The sequence below is a fragment of the Pseudomonas sp. LS.1a genome (genome assembly GCF_022533585.1).
Classification (GTDB): Bacteria; Pseudomonadota; Gammaproteobacteria; order Pseudomonadales; family Pseudomonadaceae; genus Aquipseudomonas.
Genome location: NZ_CP092827.1, coordinates 3,322,481 through 3,335,387 on the forward strand (window position 1 = coordinate 3,322,481; position 12,907 = coordinate 3,335,387).

14 protein-coding genes and 2 pseudogenes are annotated in these 12,907 nt (G+C 64.8%); 12 read left to right on the forward strand and 4 right to left on the reverse strand.

Features of this window, described 5'->3' with window-relative positions; translation table 11 throughout:
• Positions 1–137: 137 nt before the first annotated feature.
• Positions 138–1,163, reverse strand: coding sequence for an Ldh family oxidoreductase (locus MKK04_RS15230; RefSeq protein WP_207837711.1), 1,026 nt, complete (start codon positions 1,161–1,163; stop codon positions 138–140).
• Between the two features lie 143 nt (positions 1,164–1,306).
• Here MKK04_RS15230 and MKK04_RS15235 point away from each other — a divergent pair, with 143 nt between their 5' ends.
• The 10 genes and pseudogenes from MKK04_RS15235 (at position 1,307) to MKK04_RS15280 (ending at position 9,463) form a co-directional block, all read left to right on the forward strand.
• The gene (locus MKK04_RS15235; RefSeq protein ID WP_233688275.1) at positions 1,307–2,179 is read left to right on the forward strand and encodes a MurR/RpiR family transcriptional regulator; all 873 of its coding nucleotides are present in this window, start codon (positions 1,307–1,309) and stop codon (positions 2,177–2,179) included.
• A 22-nt stretch (positions 2,180–2,201) separates the two neighbouring features.
• Positions 2,202–2,954 (forward strand): transporter substrate-binding domain-containing protein, encoded by a 753-nt coding sequence (locus MKK04_RS15240; protein ID WP_233688274.1) that lies wholly within the window; start codon positions 2,202–2,204, stop codon positions 2,952–2,954.
• 171 nt (positions 2,955–3,125) lie between these two features.
• Positions 3,126–3,845 carry an ABC transporter permease gene (locus MKK04_RS15245; protein ID WP_004376260.1) on the forward strand — a complete coding sequence of 240 codons (720 nt, stop codon included), beginning with the start codon at positions 3,126–3,128 and terminating at the stop codon, positions 3,843–3,845.
• On the forward strand, positions 3,842–4,552 hold the full coding sequence (locus MKK04_RS15250; protein WP_025338833.1) for an ABC transporter permease: 711 nt from the start codon (positions 3,842–3,844) through the stop codon (positions 4,550–4,552). The genes MKK04_RS15245 and MKK04_RS15250 overlap by 4 nt, the downstream gene beginning before the upstream one ends.
• 16 nt (positions 4,553–4,568) lie before the next feature.
• Positions 4,569–5,813, forward strand: coding sequence for an NAD(P)/FAD-dependent oxidoreductase (locus MKK04_RS15255; RefSeq protein ID WP_207837702.1), 1,245 nt, complete (start codon positions 4,569–4,571; stop codon positions 5,811–5,813).
• A 22-nt stretch (positions 5,814–5,835) separates the two neighbouring features.
• Positions 5,836–6,618: an amino acid ABC transporter ATP-binding protein gene (locus MKK04_RS15260; RefSeq protein WP_063914997.1), complete on the forward strand. Its 783-nt coding sequence runs from the start codon at positions 5,836–5,838 to the stop codon at positions 6,616–6,618.
• Positions 6,619–7,037: 419 nt separating this feature from the next.
• The gene (locus MKK04_RS15265; RefSeq protein WP_207837762.1) at positions 7,038–7,847 is read left to right on the forward strand and encodes a gamma-glutamyl-gamma-aminobutyrate hydrolase family protein; all 810 of its coding nucleotides are present in this window, start codon (positions 7,038–7,040) and stop codon (positions 7,845–7,847) included.
• Between the two features lie 179 nt (positions 7,848–8,026).
• A pseudogene (locus MKK04_RS15270) lies at positions 8,027–8,203 on the forward strand (aldehyde dehydrogenase (NADP(+))); the annotation flags it as partial.
• A 205-nt stretch (positions 8,204–8,408) separates the two neighbouring features.
• Positions 8,409–9,059 carry a DUF998 domain-containing protein gene (locus MKK04_RS15275; protein WP_233694434.1) on the forward strand — a complete coding sequence of 217 codons (651 nt, stop codon included), beginning with the start codon at positions 8,409–8,411 and terminating at the stop codon, positions 9,057–9,059.
• 74 nt (positions 9,060–9,133) lie between these two features.
• Positions 9,134–9,463 (forward strand): hypothetical protein, encoded by a 330-nt coding sequence (locus MKK04_RS15280; protein ID WP_063914989.1) that lies wholly within the window; start codon positions 9,134–9,136, stop codon positions 9,461–9,463.
• 99 nt (positions 9,464–9,562) lie between these two features.
• On the opposite strand, the pseudogene MKK04_RS15285 reads toward MKK04_RS15280, so the two are convergent.
• Together MKK04_RS15285 and MKK04_RS15290 are read right to left on the reverse strand one after the other, a co-directional pair.
• Positions 9,563–10,101, reverse strand: a pseudogene (locus MKK04_RS15285) (LysR family transcriptional regulator).
• 3 nt (positions 10,102–10,104) lie between these two features.
• A complete protein-coding gene (locus MKK04_RS15290; RefSeq protein WP_442964572.1) occupies positions 10,105–10,389 on the reverse strand; it encodes a zinc-binding dehydrogenase in 285 nt (94 codons plus the stop codon).
• Positions 10,390–10,493: 104 nt separating this feature from the next.
• Here MKK04_RS15290 and MKK04_RS15295 point away from each other — a divergent pair, with 104 nt between their 5' ends.
• Positions 10,494–11,402, forward strand: a complete 909-nt coding sequence (locus MKK04_RS15295) for a LysR family transcriptional regulator (protein ID WP_207837832.1) — start codon at positions 10,494–10,496, stop codon at positions 11,400–11,402.
• On the opposite strand, the gene MKK04_RS15300 is transcribed toward MKK04_RS15295, so the two are convergent.
• Positions 11,403–11,921 (reverse strand): DMT family transporter, encoded by a 519-nt coding sequence (locus MKK04_RS15300; protein ID WP_233688272.1) that lies wholly within the window; start codon positions 11,919–11,921, stop codon positions 11,403–11,405.
• 219 nt (positions 11,922–12,140) lie between these two features.
• Here MKK04_RS15300 and MKK04_RS15305 point away from each other — a divergent pair, with 219 nt between their 5' ends.
• Entirely contained in the window at positions 12,141–12,905 is a 765-nt protein-coding gene (locus tag MKK04_RS15305; protein WP_241105630.1) for a hypothetical protein, read from the forward strand.
• The last annotated feature ends 2 nt before the right edge of the window (positions 12,906–12,907 follow it).

A 12,907-nucleotide genomic window follows, 5' to 3' on the forward strand; every position in this document is an offset into this window, starting at 1 on the left:
AGGTTGTCTATGCAACATTGCATGGCTGAGGATTGGTGCTGGATTCTTCGCGGGTAAACCCGCTGCCACAGGTCATGCACAATTTTCAAAACCTGTGATAACCCTGTGGGAGCGGGTTTACCCGCGAATGGTTCGGGTCAGCCAAGCAGCTCTTTCAGGCCTTGCAACTCCTGCTCGGTCACCGCCACCCCCTCCTCCTCGGCCACCTCGCGCTCGCGATAACGCCGCTCGCCGGGCATGCGCGTAAGCCCCACCGCCTGCATCTGCTCGACCAGTTCGCGGCTGCGCTGGGCAAACCGCTCGCCCTCGGCCTTGCTCGGGTCGATGACGATGATCAACTGCCCGGTCCACGGCGTCTTCGCCCCCGGGTGCCCCGACCAGTCGAACTCCCAGGAGAAATGCCCGCCGGTCAGCGCCGCCGCCAGCAATTCGACCATCATCGACAGGGCCGAGCCCTTGTGCCCGCCAAATGGCAGCAAGGCGCCGCCTTCCAGAATCGCCTTGGGGTCGGTGGTCGGCTCACCATTGGCATCCACCCCCATGCCCTCCGGCAATTGCTGGCCAGCGCGCGCGGCAATCTGCACGTCGCCATGGGCCATGGCGCTGGTGGCCATGTCGAAGACGATCGGGTCATGTTCCGCGCAGGGTGCGGCAAAGGCGATGGGGTTGGTGCCGAACAGCGGCTTGCGGGCACCGTGCGGCACCACGCAGGTCATGCTGTTGACCACGCTCAGGGCTACCAGGCCTTCGTCGGCGAATGGCTCCACATCCGGCCACAGCGCAGCGAAGTGGTGCGAGTTGTGGATCGCCAGCACGGCGATGCCAGCATTACGCGCCTTCGCCACCAGAAGTTCACGGGCCGCCGCCAGCGCCGGCTGGGCGAAGCCGCCTGCGGCATCGACGCGAACATAACCGGGCGCCACGTCGCTGACCTTCGGCGCGGCCTGGCCATCGACCCAACCGCTGGCCAGGGTCGAGACATAGCCGGGCATGCGGAATACCCCATGGCTATGGGCACCATCGCGCTGGGCGCTGGCACAGTTGTGGGCCAGCACCCGGGCCACGCTTTCGCTGCAGCCATGGCGCTGGAAGATGCTCTGCAACAAGCCCTGCAGCTCGGTAAAAGGCACACGCACGACGGTGCTGGTGGAAGGTGCGGACATCTGAAGCTCCTTGTTGGAATTGGAATGGCTACAGCGTTGCAACGACAAAAACTTTCCTGCATGTGACAGCTATCTGTCAAATGTTGACTTGATGACAGAAAACAGCCATTTTCTTTCGCAAGCCTGACCCCTGGAGCCGCAGCATGAGCCAACCGATCAAGCAACGCCTGGAAAACAGCCTGGAAGGGGCCGCTGCTTCGGGCCGCAAGATCGCCAGCTACATGCTTGCCAACCTCCATGAACTGCCGTTCCAGACTTCGGCCAGCATTGCCGTCAAGCTGGGCGTCAGCGAATCCAGCGTCGGCCGTTTCTGCCGCTCCTTGGGTTATGCCCACCTCAAGGCGTTGAAGCAAGACCTGCAGAACGACCTGGGCGATGGCCCGTGGTTAGTGGGTGACCGCCTGCAAGATTACCGCCAGAACCAGGACGCCAGCGACAACGCCGGCAGCCTGGAGCTGGAAATCGCCGCCCTGGTGCGCGTGCACGAGTATCGCCAGAGCAGTGCCTGGCATAGCGTTGCGCAACGCCTGGCGAGCAAGCGCCGGGTGTTCATCGCCGGCTTCCAGACCGAGCGCGGCATCGCCATGTGCATGAGCCACCTGCTGCAGTACCTGCGCGACGGCGTGCAACTGGTCGATATCAGTGCCGGGCACTTTGGCGAAGTGTTGCTGGGGCGCGCCGAAGACAGCGCCCTGGTGGTGTTCGAAGCCCGCCGTTATTCCCGCCATGCCCTGCTGTTGTGCCAGAAGGCGCGCGAGGCTGGCATTGCGGTCACCCTGGTGACCGACCCCTTCTGTGACTGGGCCGATGCCAACGCCGACGAGGTGTTCCGCATCCCCACCGAGTTCAACCTGTTCTGGGAGTCCACCTCGACCATGCTGTCGTGGGTGCACCTGATGGTCAACGAGGTCTGCAAGAAGCTCGGGCCGGATGTTGAAAAACGCTTGGAAGCAACTGCCGCTCTACATAACGAATTCGTCGGCTACACCTCGTGGTCGACGGGAAAACAACAATAGCAAGAGTGCAATGAGGTGCGAGATGAACAAGACCATGGCCTTGGTGGGTGCGTGCGCCCTGCTGCTGTCGGGTGCCGCCAGTGCCGAAACCCTGCGCTTCGCCACCGAGGGCGCCTACCCGCCCTTCAACTACGTCGACGCCAATAACCAGTTGCACGGCTTCGACGTCGACATCACCCATGCCCTGTGCGAGCAGATGAAAGTCGAGTGCACACTGGTGGCCCAGGACTGGGAAGGCATTATCCCGGCGCTGATGGCACGCAAGTACGATGCAGTGGTCGCGTCGATGATCAATACCGAAGAACGGCGCAAGAAAATCGCCTTCACCGACCACTACTACCGCACCCCGCTGACCGTTGCCGTAGCCAAGGACAGCAAGATCAACGACGCCCAGACCAACTTCGACGGCTACACCGTTGGCGCTCAGTCGTCGTCCACCCAGGCCATCTACGCCGAAGACGTTTACGCCAAGGCCGGTGCCGACGTGAAACTGTACCCGACCATGGACGAAGCCAACGCCGACCTGGCCGCGGGCCGCCTGGATGGCGTGATTGCCGACAAATTCCCGCTGCACGAGTGGATGACCAAGAATGGCGGGGACTGCTGCAAGATCCTTGGCGACGTGGCCGACACCAAGGCCGATGCTGCCATTGCCGTGCGCAAGGACGACGAAGCCCTGCGCCAGCGCCTGAACGTTGCGCTGCAACAGATCGTGGCCAACGGCACCTACCAGAAGATCGCCAGCAAGTATTTCGCTTTCGATATCTACAACTGATCTTCAGGAAGTTTTGCGCAACCCCTGTGGGAGCGGCCTAGCGTCGCGAAAGGGCCGCACAGCGGCCCCGGCAATCTGTGCAGTTGCATGAATCCTGGGGCCGCTACGCAGCCCTTGCGCGACGCAAAGCCGCTCCCACAGAGATCGCACTACCCGCCCAAGGGGTTTGTCATGCTCGATCAATTGTCCTTGCTGTCCTTCGCCAGCGGAGGCTGGGGCCAGGCGCTGCTGGCCGGCGCGCTGGTCACCGTTTCCCTGGCCCTGGCCTGCCTGCCCATCGGCCTGCCACTGGGTCTGGTGGTCGCCCTTGCCGCACGCTCGCGCAAGCGCTTGCCGCGGGCCTGGGCCACCACCTTCTCCACCGTGTTCCGCGGCCTGCCCGAACTGCTGACACTGCTGATCATCTATTACGGCTGCCAGATCGCCGCGCAGAAGATCCTCGCGGCCATGGGCTACCAGGGCGAGTTCCTGATCAATACCTTCCTCGCCGCAATGATCGCCTTCAGCCTGGTGTTCGCCGCGTTCTCCAGCGAAATCTGGCTGGCAGCCTTCAAGACCCTGCCCAAGGGCCAGCTGGAAGCCTGCTCGGCGCTGGGCCTGAGCAAGCGCACCGGCTTCTTCAAGGTGCTGCTGCCGCAACTGACCCGCATCGCCCTGCCCGGCCTGTCCAACAACTGGCTGTCGCTGCTCAAGGACACCTCGCTGGTATCCACCATCTCGCTGGTCGACCTGATGCGCCAGACCAACCTGGCGGTCAGCGTGACCAAGGAGCCGATGTTCTTCTATGGCGTCGCCTGCCTGGGCTACCTGCTGTTCGCCGCCATTTCCGGGCGTGTGTTCGCCTTCATCGAACGGCGCAGCAACCGCCACCTGCAAGGAGCACGCGCATGAGCTTCGAACAACTGCTGGCGCTGGTCCTCGACCCCGACCTGCTGGACCGCTACGGCCCGCGCTTCCTCGATGGCCTGCTGGTAACCGCCAAACTGGTGGCGATTTCCTTCAGCCTGGGTGCCGTGCTCGGCCTGTTGCTGGCCCTGGCGCGCATGTCGCGCAGCCTGCTGCTGCAGCGCATGGCCGCCGGCTACGTGTACTTCTTCCGCGGCTCGCCGCTGCTGGCCCAGCTGTTCCTGCTGTATTACGGCCTGGGTTCGCTCAAGGGCTTCTGGCAGGACGTCGGCCTGTGGTGGTTCTTCCGCGAAGCGTGGTTCTGCACCCTGCTGGCGTTCACCCTGAACACCGCCGCCTACCAGGCCGAGATCTTCCGCGGCAGCCTGATGGCCGTCGCCCCCGGCCAGCATGAGGCGGCGCGGGCGTTGAACCTGAAGCGCTCGACCACCTTCTTCAAGGTGATCCTGCCACAGTCGCTGCTGGTGGCCATCGGCCCGCTGGGCAACGAACTGATCCTGATGATCAAGGCCAGCGCGATCGCCTCGCTGGTGACCATCTACGACCTGATGGGCGTGACCAAACTGGCCTTCTCGCGCAGTTTCGACTTCCAGATCTACCTGTGGGCCGCTGTGCTCTACCTGCTGATTGTCGAACTGGTGCGGCGCCTGCTGAAACACCTGGAAGCCCGCCTGGGCCGCCACCTGAACTGACCGAAGGATACGTTCCATGCATTGCCAGACCCTTGTCCTCGGCGCCGGCATCGTCGGCGTCAGCACCGCGCTGCACCTGCAGGCCCGCGGGCGCCAGGTGATCCTGATCGACCGCGACGAACCAGGCAGCGGCACCAGCCACGGCAACGCCGGGCTGATCGAGCGTTCCAGCGTGATCCCCTATGCCTTCCCCCGGCAACTGGGCGCGCTGCTGCGCTACGGCCTGAACCGCCAGCCCGATGTGCGCTACAGCCTGCTGCACCTGCCCAAGGCCGCCCCCTGGCTGTGGCGCTATTGGCGCCAGTCGGCCCCCGGGCGCCTGGCCGGGGCCGCTGCCGACATGCTGCCGCTGGTGCAGCGCTGCGTCGAAGAACACGACGCCCTGATCGCTGCCGCTGGCCTGGAAGCGCTGGTGCAGGCCAAAGGCTGGATCGAAGTGTTCCGCGACCCGGCGCTGTTCGAGCAGGCCAAGGCCGACGCCAAGGGCCTGAGCCGATATGGCCTGCAGTTCGAAATCCTCGAATGCGGGCAGTTGCAGGCCCGCGAACATCAGCTGGACGCCAGCGTGGTCGGTGGCATCCACTGGCTCGACCCCAAGACCGTGAACAACCCCGGCGCCCTCACTCGTGGCTACGCCACCCTGTTCATGCAACGCGGCGGGCAGTTCCTGCATGGCGATGCGCGCAGCCTGCGCCAGGTCGACGGCCAATGGCAGGTAGACAGCCGCCGCGGCCCGATCACCGCCAACGAGGTGGTGGCCTGCCTCGGCCCGCAATCGGCCGACCTGTTCAGCGGCCTGGGCTACCAGATCCCGCTGGCGATCAAGCGTGGCTACCACATGCACTACAGCACCCGTGACGGCGCGCAACTGGAGCATTCCATCTGCGACACCCAGGGCGGCTACGTGCTGGCACCAATGGCCCGTGGCGTGCGCCTGACCACCGGCATCGAGTTCGACGCCAGCAGCGCGCCGGGCAACCAGATCCAGCTGGGCCGTTGCGAAGCCCTGGCGCGCAAGCTGTTCCCGGCCCTGGGCGAGCGTCTGGACGATACCCCCTGGCTGGGCCGTCGCCCATGCCTGCCGGACATGCGCCCGGTGATCGGCCCGGCGCCGCGCCACCCGGGGCTGTGGTTCAACTTCGGCCACGCCCACCACGGCCTCACCCTTGGCCCGGTCAGCGGCCGGCTGGTGGCCGAGCTGGTCACCGGCGAACGCCCCTTCACCGACCCCGCGCCCTACAGCGCGACCCGATTCGACTGAACCCCTGCGGGAGAACAACAAGATGACCGCACCATTGAGCCTTGCCACCCTTGCCCCCGAACCCGACCCGCGCCCGGTGCTGATCCGCATCGAAGGCCTGAACAAGCACTACGGCGCCTTCCACGTGCTGCGTGACATCGACCTGCAGGTGCGCGAAGGCGAACGCATCGTGCTGTGCGGGCCGTCCGGCTCGGGCAAGTCGACCCTGATCCGCTGCATCAACCGCCTGGAAGTGGCCCAGCAGGGCAGCATCAAGGTGGATGGCATCGACCTGGCGGCCACCACCCGCGAAGCGGCGCAGGTGCGCAGCGACATCGGCATGGTGTTCCAGCACTTCAACCTGTTCCCGCACATGAGCGTGCTGGACAACTGCCTGCTGGCCCCCACCAGCGTGCGCGGGTTGTCGCGCAAGGACGCCGAAGAGCGGGCGCGCATGTACCTGAAGAAGGTTGGTATCGAAAGCCAGGCGCACAAATACCCCAGCCAGTTGTCTGGCGGCCAGCAGCAGCGCGTGGCGATTGCCCGCGCGCTGTGCATGAAGCCGCGGATCATGCTGTTTGACGAGCCTACTTCGGCGCTGGACCCGGAGATGGTCGCCGAAGTGCTGGATGTGCTGGTGCAACTGGCCGGCACCGGCATGACCATGCTCTGCGTCACCCATGAAATGGGTTTTGCCCGGCAGGTGGCCGAGCGGGTGCTGTTCCTGGAAGGCGGGCAGATCATCGAAGACAGCCCGCCGCAGGTGTTCTTCAACCAGCCGCGTACCGAGCGTGCCAAGGGGTTCCTGGCGCAGATACTGCACTGACACCTGTACCGGCCTCTTCGCGGGCTCGCCCGCTCCCACAGGATCACCTCGGCCTTCGGGACCTGTGGTGAACCTGTGGGAGCGGGCGAGCCCGCGAAGAGGCCGGTACAGGCGACACCTTCATTGCACCGCTGCAAAGACCCAACTGCATCGTTAAATATTATTGACCACAACCCCCGCCAAACCCACGCCGCAGCAGGCCCGCATCAGTTTCAGCCCCCAAAACCGGCGCATTCCCCACCCCAAAGCCCTCCCCGGTCGTTTGACATATCGAACGGCTCTGGCAAGCTATCTACAAGCCCCGACCGGAATCGTCGCCTCCGACGAGCCGGCAGTGCTCGGGGCTACAGGTTGCACCCAGGGCCCCGCGCCGTGCACCTGCACAACAACGACAGGCCGAACCTGTCCCAAGGTGACATATGTCCAACAGCAACATTGGCAACAAGCAACCCTCCCTGCGCAAACCCGTCGTCCTGATGACCATGGGCAGCCAAGAGCGCAAAGGCCATGACTACCAGGTCATGACCCACAAATACATCACCCCGCTGGTCGAGTTTTCCGATTGCGTCCCGGTGCTGGTGCCCACCTGCTGCGGCATCGAGGACCTCGAGACCTATCTGGACATGGCCGACGGCGTGTACCTGACCGGCGCCGGCAGCAACATCGACCCGGCCCTGTACGGCCAGGAGAACGAGACCCCCGGCAAAGGCCAGGACAAGAACCGCGACCTGTTCGACATCCCGCTGGTCAAGGCGGCGATCAAGCGTGGCCTGCCAATCTTCGGCATCTGCCGTGGCATGCAGGAAATCAACGTGGCCCTGGGTGGCGACATCTACCAGAAGGTGTACGCCGAGCCTGGCTTCAACGACCACCGGGAAAACCCGGAAGACCCGGTCGAGGTGCAATACGCCCAGGTGCACGGCGTGAAGATCAAGCCGGACAGCTGGTTGCGTGACACCCTGGGTACCGACGAGATTCGCGTCAACTCGCTGCATGGCCAGGGCCTGCACAAGCTCGGCGCCGGCATCGAGGCCATCGCCCATGCCGAAGACGGCCTGGTCGAGGCGATCCATGCCCCGAGCATTTCGCCGTTCCTGTTCGCCGTGCAGTGGCACCCGGAGTGGCAAGCGGCGAAGAACCCGGATTCGGTCAAGATCTTCCAGGCTTTCGGCGACGCTTGCCGGGCCCAGGTACGCAAGGCGCAGATCAAGCGCCAGCATGCTGCCTGATCTTCAGTTTCCTCTGCTTTGATCGCGGGGCGGCGCAAGGCCGCCCCCGTTTTCCCCGGTCACCCTCTGCTGGTCCCAGAACACTTCCCGTGGAAACGGGCGGCGGGCTTGTGCCTGTCTCCGCGATCGTTTTTTCCTACCCCACCAAGAGATACGATGACTGATCGCAGCAAGTCTGCCCGAGCGGTGTCGAGGTGTGTGATGCGATGGTGCACGCTGGACCTTACCCGGCCACCTCGGATGCACGCGGCACGTCGGTCGGCACCCTGGCCATCGACCGCTTCCTGGGCCCGGTGTGCTACCAGAACCACCCGCAGGCGCTGTTGCCCGAGGCACTGCGTGACGGCGCGATCTGACTGATTGCCTGAAACAGCAAAGCCCCGCGCATGGCGGGGCTTTCTTTTGGCTGTACCGGCGTCGCCGGGGCGATACGCAATGCGGTATTTGTAAGTGTCCGCAGACGACTCCCCAGCACTGAAAAAACACTGGAAATACTGGCCCCACGCAGGCGCAAGCCTGTACTGTGCGGTTTCACGCTCATCCATGGAAGGAAACCACAGCATGAAACCCCTCGAACGCCTGTTGCTCTCCAGCGGCCTGCTGATCCCCCTTTGGCTGCTGGCAGGCGTATGGTTCACCGCCCAAGCCTACCCCGGCTACAACCACCTGCAACAGGCCATGAGCCAGCTCGGCGCCGTCGGTTCGCCGACCCAGAATTGGTCGCCGCTGGTCAATAACTTCCCCCTCGCCATACTGTTTGCGCTGTTTGCCTGGGGCCTGGCACGACGTTGGCGTGGCTCGAAGCTGGCGTTGCTGAGTGCGGCGTTGGTGCTGCTGCATGGCCTGGGCAGCCTGGGCACCGGCTGGTTTCCCTGCGACCAAGGTTGCGCACCGGCACAGCCTTCCCGGTCACAACAACTGCACAACCTGTCCGGCCTGCTGATGTTCTTCTCGCTTACCCTGGCCAGTGCCCTGTGGGCCTGGCTGGGCAATCGCATTGCCGGGTCCTGGGCACTGGCGCTGTTTTCCCTGGCCTGCGTGGTACTGGCGATCATCACCGTCGCGCTCATGGGGCACGCCGCACAAAACGGCCAGTTGTTCGGCCTGTACCAGCGCCTGAACTACGGTGTATCGGTGATCTGGGTCGCCAGCCTGGCCTGGACCAGCCTGCGCACACCCGTCTCCAGCCCGTTGCCCATGGCCACAACCTGACGGCAAATTGCTGGCCCCCAGCGTCTTCAAGCGAAGGCAAACTTCGTTTTCCTTCAGATGCTTAGGACAGCAACATGCGAGTACTTCTAGCAACGATGGCCGGCTGCCTGCTGGCCACGCTCGCTTTCGGCGCCCAGGCACGGGCGTTGAGCCAGAACGATCGCCACACCTGCGGCTGGGGCGCGCAGATAGCCGCAGAGGCCCAGCAGGCCAAGCTTTCCGGGGTAACCTTGTATGCCACGCGCAAGAAGCTGCAGGTGCGCAAATTTCCCAAACCGTGGATGCGCATGACCGCCTTCGGTATTACCGAGCAGACCTATAACAGCCGCTCGCGGCTCAAACCTGCAGCGATCAAGCAGACCTATTACGAGCAGTGCGTGCAGCATGCGGTAGCAAGGCGATAACGCGCTGCAGGAGGTCGCCCAGCCCTTTGGGATGCCCGCTCCCACAGAGGGCGTGCCAAATCAATGAATTATGTGCTGTTCCCAGAGAGCGGCCTTGTGTCAAAGCCGCCAGGGCGCACCGGCCTCGAAGCGTGCTTCCAGCCACGCCTTGAAGGCCCCAGGGCGGCGGTGTTGAGGCGCGCGGTCGGCCGTACCAGGTAGATGCCTGCCGCCACATTCAGCTGCCATTGCGGCAGCAACCGCACCAAGCGCCCGGCGGCGAGGTCTTCACCCATCAGCCAGTCTCCTCCGGCCAGAATACCCACGCCACGGCGCGTCGCCTCCAGCAGGGCTTCGTTGTCATTACTGCGCAAGCTGCCGGCAACCTTGACACTCCGCCAGGCGCAGGCGCCCACGTACCGTCGCCGCCCCTTCGGCCGCTTCCTGTTCCGCCTCGGCGATCAGCCGGTTGGCCTCGCGCACCTGGCCACCAGCCGCTCGCCTTCATCGGTAAAGCGCAGCTGCCGCGTACTGCGCTCCACCAGGCGAATGCCCAGGCGCGCCTCCAGTGCTCTCAGGCGCTTGGACAGCACCGTGGGGTGGTGCGGCGGCTGTCGAAGGCATCCATGGCAAGGCTCGGCACAAGGCAGTAGGGTCAGGAGTCAGGCAGTAAGGACCAGCGCGCCCTCCGACAACCCTTGCTCCAGGTCCCCGTGGACCCTGGCCGCTTCGGCCAGCGGGTAGCGACGCCAGACCCGAGGCTGGATGATACCCTCGGCGACCGCCGCCAGCACGGCGGCGGCGGCCTGCTCATCCAGCTGCGGCGGTAGCTTGACCAGGCGCTCAGCCGGGTACAGGCGGCCGCTGGCGTAACCGCCAACCGGGCCCATTGCATAGGCGACCCGGTCGCCCACCTGCACGCCATGTACCCCATCGCCGACGGCAATACAGTCAAGGTCAGCAGGACCCTCTGCGCGCGCCGAAACGCGTCAGCCTCGGTTATTTGTTAAGCTGATCGAAACCGTCAGAGATGACCAAGACCATTCGTACCATGGATGAACTACGCAAGATCGACCTCAACCTGCTGCTCGCCCTGCACGCGCTGCTGAGCGAAAAGCACGTGACCCGCGCCGCCCTGCGCCTGCACCGCAGCCAACCCGCGGTAAGCCACGCCCTTGCGCAGCTGCGCAAGCACTTCGACGACCCTTTGCTGGTGCGCCAGAACGGCCGCATGGCCTTGACCGCCCGCGCCCAATCGCTGGCCAAGCCGCTGCAGGACGCCCTGGGCAACCTCAACGGCCTGCTGGCCGCCCCACAGTTCGAACCGGCGAAGTCCCAACGTCGCTTCAGGCTCTCGCTGTCCGACTACTCCTCACGGATCATCCTGCCACCCCTGCTGCGCCACCTGCGCCAGGTCGCGCCCGGGGTGGACCTGGCCATCAGCCAGGCCAGCCGCGAAACCATGCTGGCCCAGCTGCTCGACGGTGAACTGGACCTGGCCCTGGGCATCTTCCCCGAACTGCCCCAGGCCATCACCGCCCAAGCACTGTTCGCCGACAACTTCATCAGCGTTGCCGATCGCCAGGTCCTGCCGGCCAGCGGTGGCCTGGCCCTGGCCGACTGGGTGGCCCGCCCGCATGTGCTGATGGCCATGCGCCCGGATGCCTTTGACGAAATCGAGCGCGCCCTGGCCGCCCAAGGCCTGCGCCGGCGGATTGCCCTGGCCTTGCCGCACTGGAGCGCGGCGGTCGAGGTGCTGGCTGGCACTGACCTGATCCTGACCGTGGCCAGCCGCGCCGTAGGTTCCCTACACCAGCACCCTGCATTGCGCCAGTTCGAGCCGCCGCTGGCGATCCCTTCGTTCGACTACCAGCAGGCCTGGCACAGCCGCAAGGACAGCGACCCCGGGCATCGCTGGCTGCGTGAAACCGTATGGGCCTGCAGCCAGCCGACACGTTGATCAACCCTCCGGCTGTCTCACCACGGCCGCGGCACTGGCCGGCGTGCCCGCCGCCCAGCTGCCTTGCACCAGCAGCACGCCACACAGGATCAGCACCACGCCCGCCAGCCTGGCCAGGTTGAGCGGTTTGCCCCCTAGTCCCATCACCCCGAAGTGGTCGGCGACCACCGCCGTGATGATCTGCCCCGCCACCACCAGCACCAGGAACCCCGCCGCACCCAGCTTAGGGGTAAGCGCAGCGGCACCGGCTACGTACAGCGCCCCCAGCACACCCCCTACCCACAACCACCAAGGCCCCTGCAAGGCCTTGCCCATGTCCGGCGCCGGCACCCTGAGGATCAGCAGTGCAGCGATCACCACCAGCGAACTTACCGTCAACGACGTGAACGCGCCCCACAACCAATGCCCCAGCGCCCGGCCGACGGCGGCATTACCCGCAGCCTGGAATGGCAGCACGGCACCGGCAAGCAACGCCAGGGCAAAGGGAAGCGCTAGCAGGCACAGGGTTTTGCTGGGCATGGCAATTCTCGTTCTCGACAAATGTTCAGACCATGATCGACAAATTCTCTCTATCTATGGAAATCGAAAGTGTGCACCCACACTATTCGCTACATGGATACCATGCATGCGGCTCCTGCCGAGTCGGCTAGGATGCTGCCCAGTCACGCCCCCAGAAGCCCAAGCCGACGGGGGGCCGGCTGAAACCAGACCAGAACCGTATGTGATGGAGCACATTCGATGACAGATGAACGCACAACCCTGATCGACCATGGACAGTTGCCCACCCGCAACCTGGCCGAGTGCCTGGCAGTGGATCAAACGACCCTGGTCGGGGCATTGGCAGGCCAACTGCCCGACACACTGATCGGACCGTTGGCTACCTGTGCCGAAGCAACACGCTCGCTGGGCCTGTCGAAGAAAATCGCGGCCATCGGGCTTACCCTCGGGCAATGGCTGGAACCAGCCCCTGCGCCCCAGCGCCAGCAGGTGTTCGAGCGATGCAGCGCACACAGCGCCGATACGGTGCGCAGCTGGGCGGCCTTCGCCCAGGCGTACCTGTCGCGCACGCTCGATCTCGAGTCCGCTTTGCTGGCCCAGCTGCGTTTTGCCCGCGATGAACATTTTGGCGTGCGCGAATGGGCCTGGATGGCCCTGCGCCCTCACCTGGCTCGGGAACTGGACAGCGCCCTTGCCCTGCTCGCACGGCATGCCGGCGACAGCAACCCACTGGTACGACGCTTCTGCATCGAGGTACTGCGCCCGCGTGGCGTCTGGTGCGAGCACATCGCCGCGCTCAAGCTGATGCCGGAAGCGGCCGAGCCACTGCTGGTGCCCCGCCTGGCCGAAACCGACAAGTATGCCCAGGACTCGGTTGCCAATTGGCTCAACGATGCCAGCAAGACTCGGCCCGACTGGGTGATCCAGCTGTTCGAACGACATCCGCCGTCATGCAAGGCATCACGGCGGATCCATACGCGGGCAACCCGTAGCCTGCCCCAATGAAT